Origin of the sequence: Streptomyces sp. YIM 121038 (assembly GCF_006088715.1) — a bacterium.
Classification (GTDB): Bacteria; Actinomycetota; Actinomycetes; order Streptomycetales; family Streptomycetaceae; genus Streptomyces.
This window is the reverse complement of sequence record NZ_CP030771.1, coordinates 4,735,422-4,751,761: the sequence shown is the minus strand read 5'-3', so window position 1 is coordinate 4,751,761 and position 16,340 is coordinate 4,735,422. Positions and strand designations below refer to the sequence as shown.

The window sequence follows — 16,340 nt, the reverse complement described above, 5'->3', positions numbered from 1 at the left end:
TGTCACTGCTCGAGGTGAAGGTCCGGTCCGGGGCGGTGCCGGCTGGCCGTCCCCTGCCATTGGGTGCCGGCACCGCCCCGGACCGGGGTCGGTCACTCGCCCGGGTGGGCGAGCTCGATCTCGTGCCCGTCGACGCCGTCCCCGGCGACGACGAGGGCGGTGGCCACCGGCGGGTATCCGGCGGCGATCACGGTGTACTCGCCGCCGTCCAGGTCGGTGAAGGCGTACGCCCCGTCCGTCCCGGTGGTCGCGCTCGCCACGACGTTGCCCGCCGCGTCCACGAGGGTGACCCGCGCGTCGGCGAGCGGCTCTCCGGCGGCCCGCACGGTGCCGAGCACCCGTGCGCCGGGCCGCAGTTCGGCCTCGACCCGGGTGACGCCCACGGCGGCGACCTCGACGGGCAGGGCCACCGGCCGGTGCCCGGGCGCGTTCACGGCGACGGTGACGGTCCCCGGCACGAGCTCGCCGAAGGCGAACGCGCCCTGCTCGTCACAGGCCCCGGTGGCGAGGACGTCGCCCCGCACATCGGTCACGACGACCAGCGCGCCGGGCAGCGGCTGCTTGCCCTCGGCGGTCCGCACGACGCCGCTGAGCCCGCTGGTCCCGCTCAGGAGCACGTCGTACGCGAGCGGCTCGTCGCCGACCACGACGGTGGAGGCCTGCGGCTGGAACCCGTCGGCGGCCGCGATGAGCACGTACGACCCGGCGCCGGGCGCGTCCACGGCGTACGAGCCGTCGGCCCGCGCCACCGAGCGGCCGACCTGCTGCCCGCCGAGCGAGATCAGGGTGACCGCGGAGCCGGGCACGGGCGCGCTCTCGGCGCCGCGCACGAAGCCGCGTACCGGAATCCCGCCCCCGGCCGTGGGAACGGCCGACGGCGCGGCGGCGGAGGCCCGGACGGCGGGCTCGCCCTCCGCGGCAGCGGCGACGGCGGCGAGCACGGGCTCCTCGACGGCGACCGGAGCCTGCGGAGCGGAACCGGCGGCCGGAGCGGAACCGGCGGCCGGAGTGGCCGGAGCGGACTCCACGGCCGCGGCCGCGGCGGACCGCAGCGGAACCTCCTTGATGAACAGGGTGATCAGGAAGGCGACGAAGGCGATGGGCGCCGCGATCAGGAAGACGTCGGCGATGCCGTGCCCGTACGCGCTCTCCATGACGGTGCGGAACGGCGCGGGCAGCTTGTCCAGATCGGGGATCCCGCCACCGGCGGTCCCGCCGTGCCCGAACGCGGCGCCCTGGGGGCCGAGATCGGCGATGCCGTCCTTCACGTAGTCGGTGATCCGCGTGGACATCACGGCACCGAGCGCGGACACCCCCATGGCCCCGCCGAGCGAGCGGAAGAACGTGACGACCGAACTCGCGGCGCCGATGTCCTCCGGGGCCACCTGGTTCTGCGTGCACAGCACCAGGTTCTGCATCATCATGCCGATGCCGAGGCCCATCAGGGCCATGTAGACGGCGATGTGCCAGTACGGGGTGTCGTAGCGCATGGTGCCGAGGAGGCCGAGCCCGGCGGTCAGCAGCACGCCACCGCTCACCAGCCAGGCCTTCCACTTCCCGGTCTTGGTGATGAGCTGCCCCGACACGGTCGAGGAGACGAACAGCCCAGCGATCATCGGGATGGTCAGCACGCCCGACATGGTCGGCGACTCGCCCCGGGCCAGCTGGAAGTACTGGCTGAAGAACACGGTGCCGGTGAACATCGCGACACCCACGAACAGCGAGGCCGCCGAGGCGAGCGTGATGGTCCGGTTCCGGAAGAGCCGCAGCGGGATGATCGGCTCGCTGGCCCGCGACTCCACGAGCAGGAACAGCAGCCCGAGCAGGACCGCGCCGCCGACCATCGTGTACGTCTGCCACGACAGCCACTCGTACTTCTTGCCGGCGCCGCTGCCCGCGAAGGTGATCCAGACGAGCAGCAGGGACACGGCGCCCGAGATGAGCAGGGCACCGCCCCAGTCGACCTTCACGTCCCGCTTCACGACGGGCAGCTTCAGGGTCTTCTGAAGGACCACGAGAGCGATGACGGCGAACGGCACGCCCACGTAGAAGCACCAGCGCCAGCCGAGCCAGGAGGTGTCGGTGATGACGCCGCCGAGCAGCGGCCCGCCGACGGTGGCGACGGCGAAGGTGGCGCCCAGATAGCCGGAGTAGCGCCCGCGCTCGCGCGGGGCGATCATCGCGGCCATGACGATCTGGGCGAGCGCGGACAGACCGCCGACGCCGATGCCCTGCACCACGCGGCAGGCGATGAGCATGCCCGCGTTCTGCGAGAGCCCGGCGACGACGGACCCAAGGACATAAATGACAAGAGCGATCTGGACGAGCGCCTTCTTGCTGAACAGATCGGACAGCTTGCCCCACAGGGGGGTGCTGGCCGTCATGGACAGCAGGGCGGCGGTGACGACCCAGGTGTAGGCGGACTGCCCGCCACCGAGGTCGCCGATGATCTCGGGCAGGGCGTTGGAGACGATCGTCGACGACAGGATCGCGACGAACATGCCGAGCAGCAGGCCGGAGAGAGCCTCCATGATCTGGCGGTGGGTCATCGGCGCACTGTCGTGCGGATGCCCCCCGTGCTTGGCATGGCTGCCCCGCACACCGGACGGTGTGGATGTTGCCATGGGGTTCCTTCTCCTGGTTCTCACGCGGGTGTACGGGTGGGTGCCGCGACGCGCGGCGCGGCGGACCTGCAGTCCCCGAAGCTGTCACGGAGCCGGGCCATCAACGCGATGAGCAGGCCGACTTCGTCGTCGGACCAGTCGCCGAGCCGCTCGGCGAGCAGCCGGGACGTGCACGCGGAGAGCACTTCCAGCTGCCGCTCACCGGCGGGGGTGAGGCGCAGGATGCGCGAGCGCTTGTCGGCGGGGTCGGGGAAGCGGTCGATCCAGCCCCGCTCCGCGACGTGCGCCACGTGCCGACTGGTCACCGACATGTCGACGGCGAGCAGCTCCGCGAGCCGGCCCATCCGCATCTCGCCGTAGCGGCTCAGCAGGGTCAGGACGGCCGCCGAGCCCGCCGGGCAGTCGTGCGGCAGGATCCGGGCGAGGTCGCGTTTGACGGCGCCGATGGCGCTGAGTTGGCGGGCCAGCTCCTCGTACTGACGCTGAGCGGCCACGGCACCCTCGCTTTCGTTGCTTAGGGCAACGATAAAAGCAGTTGGTTGCCACAGGCAAACAAAATCGGCCCCAGCCCCCTAAAACCCTGGCAAAGCCCAGTACCCCCCTCTGTAAAGTCCCCGGTCAGAGGGGGGTTGGGCGGACCACCCAGGATTCGCTAGGGTCCTGCCCCATGGCACACAACCCCCATGCCCCGCAGGGTCCCGAGGGCCAGCACGACCCCGCAGGCTCCACGCAGATGTTCCGCGCCTTCGTCGACGAGCCCCCGCAGGGCCGCTCCCGCCCGCAGCAGGCGCCCGCGGGCCCGCGCATCGGCCTGATCGTCGGCGTCGTGGCGGCGATCGTCATCGTCGCGGCCGTGGCCTGGCTGGCCCTGAAGTAACTACCGCCAGTCCACGTCCACGTCGCGCGTCTCCACGTGCATCCCCCAGGGAACACGCCACGCGTCGACACAAACCGGCCAAGTCTTCCTGACGCTCTGCCCGCCCCGTATGGGCGCGGGCATCTTCACCGTCGACTCAACGCTCCCCCAGTCGACCCCGAGCGCCCCGATGATGTGCGTCCCGAACTCCACGGTCCCCGACCGCACGGCCGCTCCACCGGTGTTCCGCAGCACCAGCGTCACGTCCTCACACCACCGCCGCGCCCCTGCCTCCCGCACGGGCGCCCCCACCTTCAGCAGGGCAGGCCTGACCGGCCCCGGCGAACCGTGAGAGGCCCCGGGCCGCCCGGGCTCGCCCCCGCTTCCTCCGGAGGGGGAGGAGGAAGGCCGGGGCGCGGACGGCGAACCGGACACAACAGGCGCAGGCGCACGCGAGTCCTTCACACGCGGCGAACGCTCGCCGTGGGAGGGCGAGGAACTCCCCGAAGACCCACCGGAAGAACGCGTCTTCGGGAAGGACGGCGAAGGACGCTCCCGAGGCCGATCGAGAGCCTCGAAGGAAACGCCGCCGCGCGGCGCGACGGCTTTGGCGGAGGGAGAAGCACCAGAGGCAACGTATCCGCCCCGCGCCCCACCCCCACACGAGACGACGAACCCCAGACACACCACAACAACCGGAAAACCCACGAGTCTCCGACGCATCGCGCAAGTGTGACTGACACCCCGTCAATTAGGAACCCGCGGGCACCAATCGCCGAACAGTGGAACCCACCGGGGGACGGCCGCCGACGAGACGCGAGGGGACGCGCCGGTATGTCCGCCCGGAGCACAGCAACGGCACTGCCCCGCGCGGGAGTCCACCCCGCGCACAAGACGGCGAGGACGGACATACCGGCGGGGCCCCGCCGCCCAACGGGCGCAGGGCGCCGGACAACGCCGGCCGACGGCAAGGACGAACACCAGCCGACGGCAAGGACGAACACCAGCCGACGGCAAGGACGAACACCAGCCGACGGCAAGGACGAACACCAGCCGACGGCAAGGGCGACCCTCAGTCGGAGATGAGCCCTTCGCGGAGCTGTGCAAGGGTCCGGGTGAGCAGCCGGGACACATGCATCTGAGAGATCCCGACCTCCTCGCCGATCTGCGACTGCGTCATGTTGGCAAAGAACCGGAGCATGATGATCCGCCGCTCCCGCGGCGGCAGCTTCGCAAGCAGCGGCTTCAGCGACTCCCGGTACTCCACGCCCTCCAGGGCGGTGTCCTCATACCCGAGCCGGTCCGCGAGCGACCCCTCGCCGCCGTCGTCCTCGGGCGCGGGGGAGTCGAGCGAGGAGGCGGTGTACGCGTTCCCCACCGCGAGGCCGTCGACGACGTCCTCCTCGGAGACGCCGAGCACGGCCGCGAGCTCGGGCACGGTCGGCGACCGGTCGAGCCGCTGCGCGAGGTCGTCACTGGCCTTGGTGAGCGCGAGCCGCAGCTCCTGGAGCCGCCGGGGCACCCGCACCGACCAACTCGTGTCCCGGAAGAACCGCTTGATCTCCCCGACCACGGTGGGCATCGCGAACGTGGGGAACTCAACCCCGCGCTCGCAGTCGAACCGGTCGATGGCCTTGATCAGCCCGATGGTGCCGACCTGGACGATGTCCTCCATCGGCTCGTTCCGGCTGCGGAAGCGCGCGGCCGCGTACCGCACGAGCGGCAGGTTGAGCTCGATGAGGGTGTCTCTGACGTACGCGCGCTCGGGACTGTCCTGATCGAGCGCGGCGAGCCGCAGGAAGAGGGAGCGGGACAGGGTCCGGGTATCAATGGCCTCGGGCGCCGCCGGGACGGCGGCCTCCGGCACGGCTGTCGGAGGGGCGGCCGCAGGAGTGGCCTCGGAACCCTGAAGCGCGTCGGGCGCGGACGCGCTCTCGCGGCCTTCGAGCGTGAGCGTGAGCACCTTCGAGCTGCCCTGGTCTGCGGACATGCCACCCCCTTGAGGTCGCGGACGGTCGCGGCCTGCGCCCACCGAAGGAACGCAGCCTCCACCTGAATACCGGAGCCGGAGCTGCGGCAAACGCGGTTCCAGCAGAATGTCACATGTCGGCAACACGCTGTAGTGACTTGTCGACAAGTGAGGGTGACGTACCTGCAGGAGAGAGAGGGTCTCGGCCGATTTCGCCCAACTCCCCGTCGGCAACGGCGAAAAGACCGCTCCACCCGATAAGGTTACGCCTCGATCCGATTTGCGGATCGCAGTCGCGCGAAGCTTCTGGCCAACAGTCTTGACACATGCATCTGGGAGACGCCCAATTCGGCACTGATCTGAGACTGGGTCAGATTACTGTAGTACCGCAGCAGCAGAATGCGCTGCTCGCGCTCGGGCAGCTGCACGAGCAGATGCCGTACGAGATCGCGGTGCTCGACGCCGTCCAGGGCCGGGTCCTCGTACCCGAGCCGGTCGAGGAGCCCCGGAAGCCCGTCGCCCTCCTGCGCGGCCTCCAGGGACGTCGCGTGGTACGAGCGCCCGGCCTCGATGCAGGCGAGGACCTCGTCCTCGCCGATCCGCAGCCGCTCGGCGATCTCGGCGGTGGTCGGGGAGCGCCCGAAGGACGTGGTCAGATCCTCCGTGGCCCCGGTGACCTGCACCCACAGCTCGTGCAGGCGCCGCGGCACGTGCACCGTGCGTACGTTGTCGCGGAAGTAGCGCTTGATCTCGCCCACGACGGTCGGCATGGCGAACGTGGGGAACTGGACGCCCCGGTCCGGGTCGAACCGGTCGATGGCGTTGATGAGCCCGATGGTGCCGACCTGGACGACGTCCTCCATCGGCTCGCTGCGGCTGCGGAAGCGCGCGGCCGCGTACCGCACGAGCGGCAGGTTGGCCTCGATGAGCGCGGCGCGCACGCGGGCGTGCGCGGGGGTGCCCGGTTCGAGCTCCTTGAGCTGGGCGAACAGGACCTGGGTGAGGGCCCGCGTATCGGCGCCCCGGGTGCTCGTGGGCCCCTTCGCGGGCGGCGCTTCGGGCGCAGAACTGGCCGGCAACGTCAACGCCACCCCTTCGAACCGGTCGACTCGATCAGCTTGGTCAACTCATCCGTCAAAAGCGGTCATAGCATCACAAGACATGTGCACTGTGTGCAAGCACCCCATAACTCCGTGTTGAGGGCGGCGGGGCGGGGTGCGGCACCGGGAAACGCAAGCGGCCCCGCACCGTTGAGGTGCGGGGCCGCCCGGGCGGTCGCGCAGAAGCCCGAAGGGGCTTGTCGGAGCGCGCGGTGGCGCGTGCTCAGAGGCGGTGGCGCGTGCTCAGAACTCGTAGTCGGCGATGACCCAGGTCGCGAACTCGCGCCAGAGCGCGACGCCCGCCTGGTGGGCCGGGTGCTCCAGGTAGCGCCGGAGCGCGTCGGGGTCGGCGACGGCGGAGTTGATGGCGTAGTCGTAGGCGATGGGCCGGTCGGAGATGTTCCAGGCGCACTCCCAGAACGCCAGCTCCGGGATGAGGCCGCCGAGCTCCTCGAAGGCCTTCACGCCCGCGGCGACGCGCGGGTCGTCGCGCTCGACGCCGTCGTTCAGCTTGAACAGGACCAGATGGCGGATCATCAGGTGCTCCTAGTCGTCCTTGCCCCCGTTGGCGACCCATGTCATGAAGTCGCCGATGGCCTTGGCGGCGTCCGAGATGCCCTCGAAGCCGACCTGTACGTAGTCGGCGGCCTTGGCCGGATCGGTGATGATCACGTACAGGACGAACACCACAAGGACGAAGAGAATGAGCTTCTTTGGGTCCTTCACGCTGTGCCCTCCCCGTTTCCGCCCATTCCACGCCCCCGTCGCCCTCTGTCCTGGCCGCTGCCGCCTGTTGCCGGGCGAGTCTAACGCGGCGCTAACTCACCGGGTTTTTAAGGACCAATGACCCCCCGCCCATGGGCCCTTCGCCTGCGGCGTCGCGGTGGTGCCCGGCGGAGGATGGAGGGGAGCCCGCGGGATCTGGCAGGAATCCACGGGCCCGGGACCGGCCTCCACTGCGGGGTCCGCGCCGCCCTTTCCCCCGGTGGCGGCGCGGACTTGAGAGAGCCGGACCTCATCGGGGGGAGCGGCTGTCCCCCCGTGCCGCTTCCCCCGGCCTTTCTCCGCGCGTGCGGGGTGGTGCACCCCGGCGAACAACGCGGACCCCGACGAACAGCACACACCGCGGCAAACAGCACACACCGCGGCGAGCAACGCGCATCACGGCGAGCAACGCGCAAAACAACGACGAAGGGCCCCGTCCTCAAGGACGGGGCCCTTCGTGCTGAAGAGCGGTAGCGGAGGGATTTGAACCCTCGGTGACTTGCGCCACACTCGCTTTCGAGGCGAGCTCCTTCGGCCGCTCGGACACGCTACCGAGAGAGATCCTAGCCCAAGGTGGGCCCTGCGCTGAAATCCGTTCCCGGCCAGACCTCGGCCGGCCCGGAGTCCGCGCCGGGAAGGGGCCCGCTACCGCCCCCGGAAGAAGGCGGTGAGCAGCTGTGCGCAGTCGTCGGCGAGGACGCCCTCGACGACCTCGGGGCGGTGGTTGAGCCGCCGGTCGCGCACGAGGTCCCACAGGGAGCCCGCGGCACCCGCCTTCTCGTCGCGGGCGCCGTACACGACCCGGTCCACGCGGGACTGCACGAGCGCGCCCGCGCACATCACGCACGGCTCCAGGGTGACGACGAGGGTGCAGCCGGGCAGCCGCCAGGAGCCGAGCGCGGCGGCGGCCCGGCGCAGCGCGAGGACCTCCGCGTGCGCGGTGGGGTCGCCGACCGCCTCGCGTTCGTTGTGGCCGCGCGCGAGCACCGTCTCGCCGTCCGGGGACAGCACGACGGCGCCGACGGGTACGTCACCGCCCCGGACGGCCCGTGCGGCCTCGTCCAGGGCGAGCCGCATCGGCGCCTGCCAGCGGTCCCGTACGGGATCGGGGAGAGCGTTCACACGAGGAGCCACACGACGAACCTTACGGATCACCCGGGGCGGGTCGCGCGGGACGTGGTCAGCGGACCGCTTCGAGCACCTCCGCGGCGCCCAGGACGTCGGCGATCTCGTTGAGGGCGTCCCCGCTCTCCAGGGCGAGCAGCTCCTTCTCCGATACGCCGAGGTCGCTCAGGATGTCCCGGTCGCCGAGCGGTCCCGCGGGCACGGCCTCGGCCCCGCCGTCGGTCTCGTCGTCGCCGGACGCGTCCTCGCCGTCCTCCGTGCCGTCGAGGTCCAGCGCGTCCAGGTCGTCCGCGCCGTCGTCCGGATCGCGCCCCAGCATCTCGTCGGTGAGCAGGATCTCGCCGTAGGCGCTGCGGGCGGCGGCGGCCGCGTCCGAGACGTAGATGCGCGGGTCGTCCTCGCCGTCCACGCGGACGACGCCGAACCACGCGTCTTCCTGCTCGATGAAGACGAGCACTGTTTCGTCGTCGGCGCCGCCCGCCTCGGCGGCGGCCTCACGGGCCAGGTCGGTCAGATCCGACAGGGTCTCCACATCGTCGAGCTCCGTGTCGCTCGCTTCCCACCCGTCTTCGGTGCGCGCGAGCAGTGCGGCGAAGTACACCGTGACTCTCCCACTGTTCATAGGCGCCGGTTGGGGATCCCCCCGGCGGACGTCGGGGGCGGGAAATGCTGTGCCGAGCCCCGCCCACTCGGAATCGTGGCAGAAACAACGGCTTCAGGAGAGGTCTTCCGGCCGCTGTGTCCGCGTCGCGTTGCGAATCACATGCCGTTTCGCCGTCGTGGCCCCCGGCGGCTACCAGCGGAACGTGCGCATGCGCATCGCCTGTCGCAGCCGGGCCGCCCGTGCGCGGCGCGGCGTCACCCGGGCCCGCAGCTCGCGCGCCTCGGCCAGTTCGTGCAGGAACTGGGCACGGCGCCTGCGGCGCTCCGCGTCGGTCTCGCGCGCTTCCCTGTCGGGCATCGGCCACACCACCCCGGTCCGTACGTCCACCTTCCCCCGGGGAGCCGGGTTGATGCCAACGGAGGGACGGGGAGGGCCACGGTGGGCAGGTGCGGCCCGCGGGGGACGGAGGGGGCGCTTCGCCCGGTTACTGTTGAACAATGCGGATCCACGTCGTCGACCACCCGCTGGTGGCGCACAAACTCACCACGCTGCGCGACAAGCGCACCGACTCCCCGACCTTCCGGCGCCTGGCCGACGAGCTGGTCACCCTGCTCGCGTACGAGGCCACCCGGGACGTGCGCACCGAGCAGGTCGACATCGAGACCCCGGTCGTCGCGACGACCGGCGTGAAGCTGTCGTACCCGCGTCCCCTGGTGGTGCCGATCCTGCGGGCCGGGCTCGGCATGCTCGACGGCATGGTGCGCCTGCTGCCCACCGCCGAGGTCGGCTTCCTCGGCATGATCCGCAACGAGGAGACGCTCCAGGCGTCCACGTACGCGACCCGCATGCCGGAGGACCTGTCCGGCCGCCAGGTGTACGTCCTCGACCCGATGCTCGCCACCGGCGGCACCCTGGTCGCGGCGATCCAGGAGCTCATCAAGCGCGGCGCGGACGACGTGACGGCCGTGGTGCTCCTCGCCGCCCCCGAGGGCGTCGAGGTCATGGAGCGCGAGCTGGCGGGGACGCCGGTGACCGTGGTCACGGCCGCGGTGGACGAGCACCTGAACGACAGCGGGTACATCGTCCCGGGCCTCGGCGACGCCGGGGACCGGATGTACGGGACGGCCGAGTAACAGGTCGTCGTACCGCCGCGCGGCGGTGTGCGCTCAGCAGTTCTTGCCGTCGCCCGACGACGGCCCGGAGGGCGCCGGTGAGGGCTTGGCGAGTGCCGCCAGGGCCTCGGCGGCGTCCTTCTCCTTCGCCAGGCCCTTGAACCCGGCGCCGAGGATCAGGTCGACCGTGCCGCCCTTGCGGCCGTCGGTGCGCTTCTCCGCGCCGGTGAGCTGCGTGGCGAGCACCGGCAGCGCGGTGTCCAGGGCGGACCGGGGGCCGAGCACTATCCCGGGGCCCTTGACCTTCTTGTCGTACGCCTTGGTGGCGTTGGCGAACTTGGCGACGGTGAAGCCGCGCTTCTTCAGGTCGTCGGCGGTCTTCTTGGCGAGGCCCTCGCGGGGCGTGGCGTTGAAGACGTTCACGGTGACGCGGCGGGGCTCGGGCAGCGGCCCGGCCTTCCTCGCCGCGGTCTTCCGCTCCGGCTGTTTCTCCGCGCAGTCCTTGGCGGGGGCCGCGGCGGACGCCTCGTCGCCGCCCGTGAAGACGTCGACGAGCTGCAGGGTGCCCCAGCCGATGAGGCCGAACGCGGCGAGGGCCGCGACGGCCGCGAGCACGATCCTGCGGCGGCCGCTCGGGCGGCGCATTCGCGGATACTTGTCCCCCGTGATGCGGTACTTGCCGCCCATGCCGGGGGGAGTGAGCATGCTCATGGGCGCAGCGTAGTGCCGACGGGGCACGATGCCTACTAAATGATCATTATCGGACGCGCAGTCCAACCCGAAAGGGCCAACGCGGAATTGGGCCCTGGCGCGGGGGCGCTCCGGGGGTGGCGTCAGCCCAGTTCGAGGACGCGGGCGTGGAGGACCTGGCGCTGCTGGAGCGCGGCGCGGACCGCGCGGTGCAGGCCGTCCTCCAGATACAGGTCGCCCTGCCACTTGACCACGTGGGCGAAGAGGTCGCCGTAGAACGTGGAGTCCTCGGCGAGCAGGGTCTCCAGGTCGAGCTGGCCCTTGGTCGTCACGAGCTGATCGAGGCGGACCGGGCGCGGCGCGACGTCCGCCCACTGCCGGGTGCTTTCCCGGCCGTGGTCGGGGTACGGCCGGCCGTTTCCGATGCGCTTGAAGATCACACGGAAAGCCTACCGGTCAAGGCTCTCCGGGCGCAGCCATGGCGGCCGAGTGCGACCCTGGGAAATGCCGTCCGAAACCAGGGCAAAGCGGGAACTCTCCAGTCGGGAGCGGGGTTCGAAGTGAGCGACAGCCGACCGACGCCGTCCACACCCGACGGCGGAAACCGCCCGAACGAGTCCGTGCCCGGGGTGTCCCCGGGCGCGCAGCCGCCCCCCGAGGCCGCAGCGCCTCCCGAGGCTGCCGGGGCACCCGAAGCCCCCGAAGCCCCCGCGGCACCCGAGGTCGCCGAGGTCGCCGAGGTCACGGAGATCGCCGCCGGGTACGCCTTCCAGGGGCCCGCGCTCGACCTCGGGGCCGTCCTGTGGGAGGGCCGGTGCCACCCGGACGCACAGGTGCGCATCCCGCTGGCGATGCTCAACCGGCACGGGCTCGTCGCCGGGGCCACCGGTACCGGCAAGACCAAGACCCTCCAGCTCGTCGCCGAGCAGCTCGCGGCGCAGGGCGTGCCGGTCTTCCTCGCCGACGTCAAGGGCGACGTCTCGGGCGTCTCCGCGCCCGGCGAGCCGGGCGAGAAGGTCGCCGCACGGGCCCGCGAGGTCGGCCAGGAGTGGGCACCGCGCGGCTTCACCAGCGAGTTCTACGCGCTCGGCGGCATCGGTACGGGCATCCCCGTGCGGGCCACCGTGACCAGCTTCGGCCCGCTGCTCATGGCGAAGGTCCTCCAGCTCAACCAGACCCAGGAGCAGTCCCTCGGCCTGATCTTCCACTACGCCGACCAGAAGGGCCTCGAACTGGTCGACCTCAAGGACCTGCGGGCGGTCGTCACCTTCCTCACCTCGCCCGAGGGCAAGGCGGAGCTGAAGACCATCGGCGGCCTGTCGACCGCCACGGCCGGGGTCATCCTGCGGGCGCTCACCACGTTCGAGGCGCAGGGCATGGGCGACTTCTTCGGGGAGCCGGAGTTCGACACGAGCGAGTTCCTGCGGGTGGCCGGGGACGGGCAGGGCCTGGTGTCGGTCCTGGAGCTGCCCGCCGTCCAGGACAAGCCCGCGCTCTTCTCGACGTTCCTGATGTGGCTGCTCGCGGACCTGTACCACGACCTCCCGGAGGTCGGTGATCTGGACCGGCCCAAGCTCGTCTTCTTCTTCGACGAGGCGCATCTGCTGTTCAGCGGGGCGTCCAAGGCGTTCCTGGAGTCGATCACCCAGACCGTGCGGCTCATCCGCTCCAAGGGCGTCGGCGTCTTCTTCGTCACCCAGACGCCCAAGGACGTGCCCGCCGACGTGCTCGCCCAGCTCGGCAACCGTGTCCAGCACGCGCTGCGCGCCTTCACGCCCGAGGACCAGAAGGCCCTCAAGGCGACCGTGCGGACCTTCCCCACCTCGGCGTACGACCTGGAGGAGACCCTCACCGGCATGGGCACCGGCGAGGCCGTGGTCACCGTCCTGAGCGAGAAGGGCGCCCCGACGCCGGTCGCGGCGACGCGGCTGCGGGCGCCGCAGTCCCTGATGGGGCCGGTGCGGGCCGCGGACCTGGAGCAGGCGGTGCGGGGCTCGCAGCTCTACTCCCGGTACGCGGAGGCCGTGGACCGCCACTCCGCGTACGAACGCCTCCAGGAGGAGTCGGCGGCCGCTGCCGCCGCTGCCCCCGCGGAGCCGCCCAAGGCCGCCAAGGGCAAGGGCGGGAGCGGTGGCGGGGGCTCGGTCGTGGACCAGGTGGTCGGCAGCGGCATGTTCAAGTCGCTGCTGCGGTCCGTGGGCACGCAGCTGGGCCGGGAGATCTCCCGCTCGGTCTTCGGGACGGCCCGGCGGCGGCGCTGATCCGGCCGGGCGGCTACGTCGACGCGGCCCGCTTGGCCGCCGCCTTCTGCTCCTGCTTGTAGGCGCGGACCCTGTGCAGCGTCTCCGGGCCCGTGATGTCCGCCGCCGAGCGGTAGGACCCGGCCTCGCCGTAGGCCCCCGCGGCCGCCCGCCAGCCGGTGGGGCGCACGCCGAGCTGCTTGCCGAGCAGGGCCAGGAAGATCTGGGCCTTCTGCTTGCCGAAGCCGGGCAGGTCGGTGAGGCGGCCCAGGAGCTCCTTGCCGCTGCCCGCGTCCCGCCAGATCCCGGCGGCGTCCCCGTCGTAGTGCTCGACCAGGTACTGGCACAGCTTCTGCACGCGCCCCGCCATCGAGCCGGGGTAGCGGTGCACGGCCGGCTTCGTGGCCAGGAGCGCGGCGAACGCCTCCGGGTCGTACGCGGCGATGTCGTGCGCGTCGAGGTCGTCCGCGCCCATCCGCCGGGCGATCGTGTACGGGCCCGCGAACGCCCACTCCATGGGGACCTGCTGGTCCAGGAGCATCCCGACGAGCGCGGCCAGCGGGCTGCGGCTCAGCAGCGCGTCGGCCTCGGCCTCCTGGGCGAGGTGCAGGGTGACGTCCTTGTCCATGGGCCGATCATCCCCCGGCCGGGCCCCGCACGCAGGCCGGGCTAGGCGGCGGCGCCGGTCGTGTCGGCCGCCGTCGTGCGCAGGGCCCCGAGGAACGCCCGGAGGACCGGGCCCTCCGGGGCCGTCGCGCGGACGGCCGCCCAGATCGAGCGCGTCGGCCGGGGGCGGGTGACGTCGCGTACGACGACGTCCCCGGCGTCGTCCGGGACCCCGGCCAGGCCGAGGCCCGGCACCAGGGTCACGCCCACGCCCGCCGCCGCGAAGCCCCGGGCCGTCGCGTAGTCGCCGCTGTCCACGACGGAGTCCGGGGTGAAGCCCGCCGCCGCGCACGCGTCGAGCACGGCGTCCAGACAGGGGCCCGGCAGCTCGCTGCCCACCCAGGGCTCCCCCGCGAGCTCGGCGAGGTCGAGCACGGCACGCCCGGCCAGGCGGTGGCCCGCCGGGAGCACCGCGCGGTAGCGGTCGTCGAGGAGGTGGACGAAGCGGACGCCGTCCACCGGGGGCGCGTCATGGCGCCGCACCACGAGCGCCAGGTCCACGCGGCCCGCCTTCACCTCCGGTAGCGGGTCCTCGTCGAGCCGCAGCTCCGTGTGCACGCCCGGGTGCTCCCGCCGCAGCAGGGCGAGGGAGGGCGCGACGAGGCGGGCGCCCGCCGTGGCGAAGTACCGCACCGAGATCCGCCCCGTGCGCCCGGACCGCAGGTCGGCGAGCGCGGTCTCCGCCTCGGCGACGTGCCGCCCGAGTGCCGCCGCGCAGTCCGCGAGCAGCCGCCCGGCGTCCGTGGGCCGCACGCCGCGCCCGGTCCGTTCGAGGAGGGCGACGCCCGCCTCCTTCTCCAGGGCCGCCATCTGCTGGCTGACCGCCGAGGGCGTGTAGCCCAGGTTCCGGGCCGCCGCGGTGACCGAGCCGCTGCTGACGACCGACCTCAGGATCTACATGCGCCGCATGTCGAGCATGCGCCCAGCGTACGCCCCGAATGTAGCCCTGCTTAATTCTGGCTCCATATCTTTTCGCTTGTCTTACGGGTCGGGTCGGGGCACCGTCGACGTACCCCCCGAGCCCCTCTCTGACTCTGGAGCCCGCCGTGCGCGTCGCCGTCCTCGCCCTGCTGTGGGGTTCGAGCTTCCTGTGGATCAAACTCGCCCTCGACGGCGGGCTCGGGCCGCTGTACGTCACCGTCGTGCGCTGCGCGCTCGGCGCCGCCGTGCTCCTCGGGTTCGCCCGCGCCGCCCGCCAGCGCCTGCCGCGCGACCGCCGCACCTGGGGCCATCTGGTCGTGGCCGCGCTGTTCTGCAACGCGCTGCCGTTCCTGTTCTTCAGCATCGGCGAGCAGACCGTCGACTCGGGCGTCGCGGGCGTCATGAACGCCACCACGCCGCTGTGGTCCCTGGGCCTCGGCCTGCTCCTGCGCACGGACCGGGGGCTCGGCCCGCACCGGCTCGGCGGGCTCGTCCTCGGCTTCGCCGGTACGTTGCTGATCTTCGCGCCCTGGCACGGGGCGGGGCTCGCCAGCGGCGGCGCCCTGGCGCTGCTCGCCGCCGCCGTCAGCTACGCGATCGCCTTCGCGTACATGGCCCGCCACCTCATCGGCCGCGGCACCGCACCGCTCGCCCTCTCCGCCGCCCAGCTCCTGGTGGCCACCGGCCTGACCGCGCTCGGCCTGCCCTTCACCGCGGGGCCCGGCGCCGCGCCGAGCCTCACCGGGCTCGTCGCCGTCGTCGTCCTCGGCGTCCTCGGCACCGGCCTCACCTTCCACCTCAACTCCCGCCTCATCGCCGACGAGGGCCCCACCGCGGCCGCGACCGTCGGCTATCTGCTGCCGGTGGTCTCGGTCGCGCTCGGGGCCCTCGTCCTGGGGGAGGAGCTGAGCGTGCGCGTCGTGGCGGGGATGGCGGTGGTGCTCGCCGGGGTCGGGCTCACCCGCTACCGGCCGAGCAGCGACCGCACGGCCGCCCGGTCCACGCCGTTCAGGGCACGGATGACGAGCGGCGTCAGCAGCACGAGCAGGATGCCCACGGCGGAGACCCCGGCGACCTGCCACGGCGACTCGATGTAGTACGCGTGGTGCTCGCCGCCCGAGGTGAAGTCGTAGACGCGGTAGCCCGGCCAGTCCAGATAGCGCGCGAAGACCCAGGAGTACGCGGGGAACAGGGCGACGGCCCAGCCGGTCGCCCACAGCGTCACCGCCACGCAGAAGCTCGTCACGCGCCACGGGAACATCACGACCTGGAACAGCAGGGCCCGCCAGCCCGCCGCGTCCCCGAGCCGCGCCCACGACCGGGCCCAGGCCCCGCCCGCGCGCGGCGTCCGCGCGGCCGCCGGGTCCTCGACCGCGAGCCCGAGCCGGGCCCGCGCCCGGCGCCGCTCCACCGCGCCGAGGCCGCGCGCACCGGCCAGCATGGCCGCGTACACGGGGATGCCGAGCAGCGTGACGGCGAGGCCCGCGCCGAGTGAGAACAGCGTGACGGCGAAGACGAAACCGGCGATCGCGACGGGCAGGTTCGTCAGCGTGTACCCGAACTCCCGGAAGGTGCCCGCCGAGACGGGCGCCCGCCAGAAGCCGGGCCGCCGCGCGCGCTCGGGCGCGGCCGGGGCGGCGTAGGGGAGGGTCGTGGTCATGGCGGGCC

Annotated in this window: 18 protein-coding genes, 1 tRNA gene and 1 pseudogene; 4 read left to right on the top strand and 16 right to left on the bottom strand. The window is 72.4% G+C overall.

The genetic code is table 11. The features are described from left to right. Nucleotides 1–92: 92 nt before the first annotated feature. Both C9F11_RS19995 and C9F11_RS19990 read right to left on the bottom strand, forming a co-directional pair. Entirely contained in the window at nt 93–2,624 is a 2,532-nt protein-coding gene (locus tag C9F11_RS19995) for an MFS transporter (protein WP_138960565.1), read from the bottom strand. A gap of 20 nt (nt 2,625–2,644) precedes the next feature. Then, nucleotides 2,645–3,118 (bottom strand): MarR family transcriptional regulator, encoded by a 474-nt coding sequence (locus C9F11_RS19990; RefSeq protein ID WP_138960564.1) that lies wholly within the window; start codon nt 3,116–3,118, stop codon nt 2,645–2,647. Nucleotides 3,119–3,291: 173 nt separating this feature from the next. On the opposite strand from C9F11_RS19990, the gene C9F11_RS19985 reads away from it, so the two are divergent. Beyond that, nucleotides 3,292–3,501 (top strand): hypothetical protein, encoded by a 210-nt coding sequence (locus C9F11_RS19985; protein WP_030677166.1) that lies wholly within the window; start codon nt 3,292–3,294, stop codon nt 3,499–3,501. On the opposite strand, the gene C9F11_RS48675 is transcribed toward C9F11_RS19985, so the two are convergent. From C9F11_RS48675 to C9F11_RS47430, 9 genes are all read right to left on the bottom strand, one after another. Continuing rightward, nucleotides 3,502–3,744 carry a hypothetical protein gene (locus C9F11_RS48675; protein WP_249401797.1) on the bottom strand — a complete coding sequence of 81 codons (243 nt, stop codon included), beginning with the start codon at nt 3,742–3,744 and terminating at the stop codon, nt 3,502–3,504. An 808-nt stretch (nt 3,745–4,552) separates the two neighbouring features. Further along, nucleotides 4,553–5,470 (bottom strand): RNA polymerase sigma factor SigF, encoded by a 918-nt coding sequence (locus C9F11_RS19975; RefSeq protein WP_138960562.1) that lies wholly within the window; start codon nt 5,468–5,470, stop codon nt 4,553–4,555. 242 nt (nt 5,471–5,712) lie between these two features. Beyond that, the gene (locus C9F11_RS19970; RefSeq protein ID WP_138960561.1) at nt 5,713–6,540 is read right to left on the bottom strand and encodes an RNA polymerase sigma factor SigF; all 828 of its coding nucleotides are present in this window, start codon (nt 6,538–6,540) and stop codon (nt 5,713–5,715) included. A 252-nt stretch (nt 6,541–6,792) separates the two neighbouring features. Then, complete coding sequence (locus tag C9F11_RS19965) at nt 6,793–7,086, bottom strand: Dabb family protein (RefSeq protein WP_138960560.1); 294 nt, start codon at nt 7,084–7,086, stop codon at nt 6,793–6,795. Between the two features lie 9 nt (nt 7,087–7,095). Then, nucleotides 7,096–7,275: a hypothetical protein gene (locus C9F11_RS19960; RefSeq protein ID WP_030677182.1), complete on the bottom strand. Its 180-nt coding sequence runs from the start codon at nt 7,273–7,275 to the stop codon at nt 7,096–7,098. A 507-nt stretch (nt 7,276–7,782) separates the two neighbouring features. Further along, nucleotides 7,783–7,867 (bottom strand) — tRNA-Ser (locus C9F11_RS19955). Between the two features lie 92 nt (nt 7,868–7,959). Continuing rightward, nucleotides 7,960–8,391: a tRNA adenosine(34) deaminase TadA gene (gene tadA, locus C9F11_RS19950; RefSeq protein WP_138966747.1), complete on the bottom strand. Its 432-nt coding sequence runs from the start codon at nt 8,389–8,391 to the stop codon at nt 7,960–7,962. A gap of 103 nt (nt 8,392–8,494) precedes the next feature. Then, nucleotides 8,495–9,040: a hypothetical protein gene (locus C9F11_RS19945; protein WP_138966745.1), complete on the bottom strand. Its 546-nt coding sequence runs from the start codon at nt 9,038–9,040 to the stop codon at nt 8,495–8,497. 192 nt (nt 9,041–9,232) lie between these two features. After that, nucleotides 9,233–9,400 carry a hypothetical protein gene (locus C9F11_RS47430; RefSeq protein ID WP_171075797.1) on the bottom strand — a complete coding sequence of 56 codons (168 nt, stop codon included), beginning with the start codon at nt 9,398–9,400 and terminating at the stop codon, nt 9,233–9,235. A gap of 140 nt (nt 9,401–9,540) precedes the next feature. Here C9F11_RS47430 and upp point away from each other — a divergent pair, with 140 nt between their 5' ends. Further along, nucleotides 9,541–10,176: a uracil phosphoribosyltransferase gene (gene upp / locus C9F11_RS19940; protein ID WP_138960559.1), complete on the top strand. Its 636-nt coding sequence runs from the start codon at nt 9,541–9,543 to the stop codon at nt 10,174–10,176. Between the two features lie 33 nt (nt 10,177–10,209). Here the strand turns inward: upp and C9F11_RS19935 are convergent, their stop codons facing one another. After that, nucleotides 10,210–10,866 (bottom strand): LytR C-terminal domain-containing protein, encoded by a 657-nt coding sequence (locus C9F11_RS19935; RefSeq protein WP_138960558.1) that lies wholly within the window; start codon nt 10,864–10,866, stop codon nt 10,210–10,212. 122 nt (nt 10,867–10,988) lie between these two features. Then, nucleotides 10,989–11,285, bottom strand: coding sequence for a type II toxin-antitoxin system VapB family antitoxin (locus C9F11_RS19930; RefSeq protein ID WP_003955420.1), 297 nt, complete (start codon nt 11,283–11,285; stop codon nt 10,989–10,991). Between the two features lie 309 nt (nt 11,286–11,594). On the opposite strand from C9F11_RS19930, the gene C9F11_RS19925 reads away from it, so the two are divergent. Next, nucleotides 11,595–13,106, top strand: coding sequence for a helicase HerA-like domain-containing protein (locus C9F11_RS19925; RefSeq protein WP_249402202.1), 1,512 nt, complete (start codon nt 11,595–11,597; stop codon nt 13,104–13,106). Nucleotides 13,107–13,119: 13 nt separating this feature from the next. Here the strand turns inward: C9F11_RS19925 and C9F11_RS19920 are convergent, their stop codons facing one another. Both C9F11_RS19920 and C9F11_RS19915 read right to left on the bottom strand, forming a co-directional pair. Further along, on the bottom strand, nt 13,120–13,713 hold the full coding sequence (locus C9F11_RS19920; RefSeq protein WP_138960557.1) for an HhH-GPD-type base excision DNA repair protein: 594 nt from the start codon (nt 13,711–13,713) through the stop codon (nt 13,120–13,122). 41 nt (nt 13,714–13,754) lie between these two features. Continuing rightward, nucleotides 13,755–14,645 (bottom strand): LysR family transcriptional regulator, encoded by an 891-nt coding sequence (locus C9F11_RS19915; protein ID WP_138960556.1) that lies wholly within the window; start codon nt 14,643–14,645, stop codon nt 13,755–13,757. A 152-nt stretch (nt 14,646–14,797) separates the two neighbouring features. Here C9F11_RS19915 and C9F11_RS19910 point away from each other — a divergent pair, with 152 nt between their 5' ends. After that, the gene (locus C9F11_RS19910) at nt 14,798–15,769 is read left to right on the top strand and encodes a DMT family transporter (protein WP_138960555.1); all 972 of its coding nucleotides are present in this window, start codon (nt 14,798–14,800) and stop codon (nt 15,767–15,769) included. Here C9F11_RS19910 and C9F11_RS48670 read toward each other — a convergent pair. After that, nucleotides 15,706–16,332, bottom strand: a pseudogene (locus tag C9F11_RS48670) (sensor domain-containing protein); the annotation flags it as partial. The gene C9F11_RS19910 and the pseudogene C9F11_RS48670 overlap by 64 nt on opposite strands. Nucleotides 16,333–16,340 lie beyond the last annotated feature (8 nt).

Excerpts from the sequence above, each read along its gene's own strand:
- C9F11_RS19995 (WP_138960565.1), bottom strand. The coding sequence starts at position 2,624 with ATGGCAACATCCACACCGTCCGGTGTGCGGGGCAGCCATGCCAAGCAC.
- C9F11_RS19985 (WP_030677166.1), top strand. The coding sequence starts at position 3,292 with ATGGCACACAACCCCCATGCCCCGCAGGGTCCCGAGGGCCAGCACGAC.
- C9F11_RS19975 (WP_138960562.1), bottom strand. The coding sequence starts at position 5,470 with ATGTCCGCAGACCAGGGCAGCTCGAAGGTGCTCACGCTCACGCTCGAA.
- C9F11_RS19965 (WP_138960560.1), bottom strand. The coding sequence starts at position 7,086 with ATGATCCGCCATCTGGTCCTGTTCAAGCTGAACGACGGCGTCGAGCGC.
- tadA (WP_138966747.1), bottom strand. The coding sequence starts at position 8,391 with ATGCGGCTCGCCCTGGACGAGGCCGCACGGGCCGTCCGGGGCGGTGAC.
- C9F11_RS47430 (WP_171075797.1), bottom strand. The coding sequence starts at position 9,400 with ATGCCCGACAGGGAAGCGCGCGAGACCGACGCGGAGCGCCGCAGGCGC.
- upp (WP_138960559.1), top strand. The coding sequence starts at position 9,541 with ATGCGGATCCACGTCGTCGACCACCCGCTGGTGGCGCACAAACTCACC.
- C9F11_RS19935 (WP_138960558.1), bottom strand. The coding sequence starts at position 10,866 with ATGAGCATGCTCACTCCCCCCGGCATGGGCGGCAAGTACCGCATCACG.
- C9F11_RS19920 (WP_138960557.1), bottom strand. The coding sequence starts at position 13,713 with ATGGACAAGGACGTCACCCTGCACCTCGCCCAGGAGGCCGAGGCCGAC.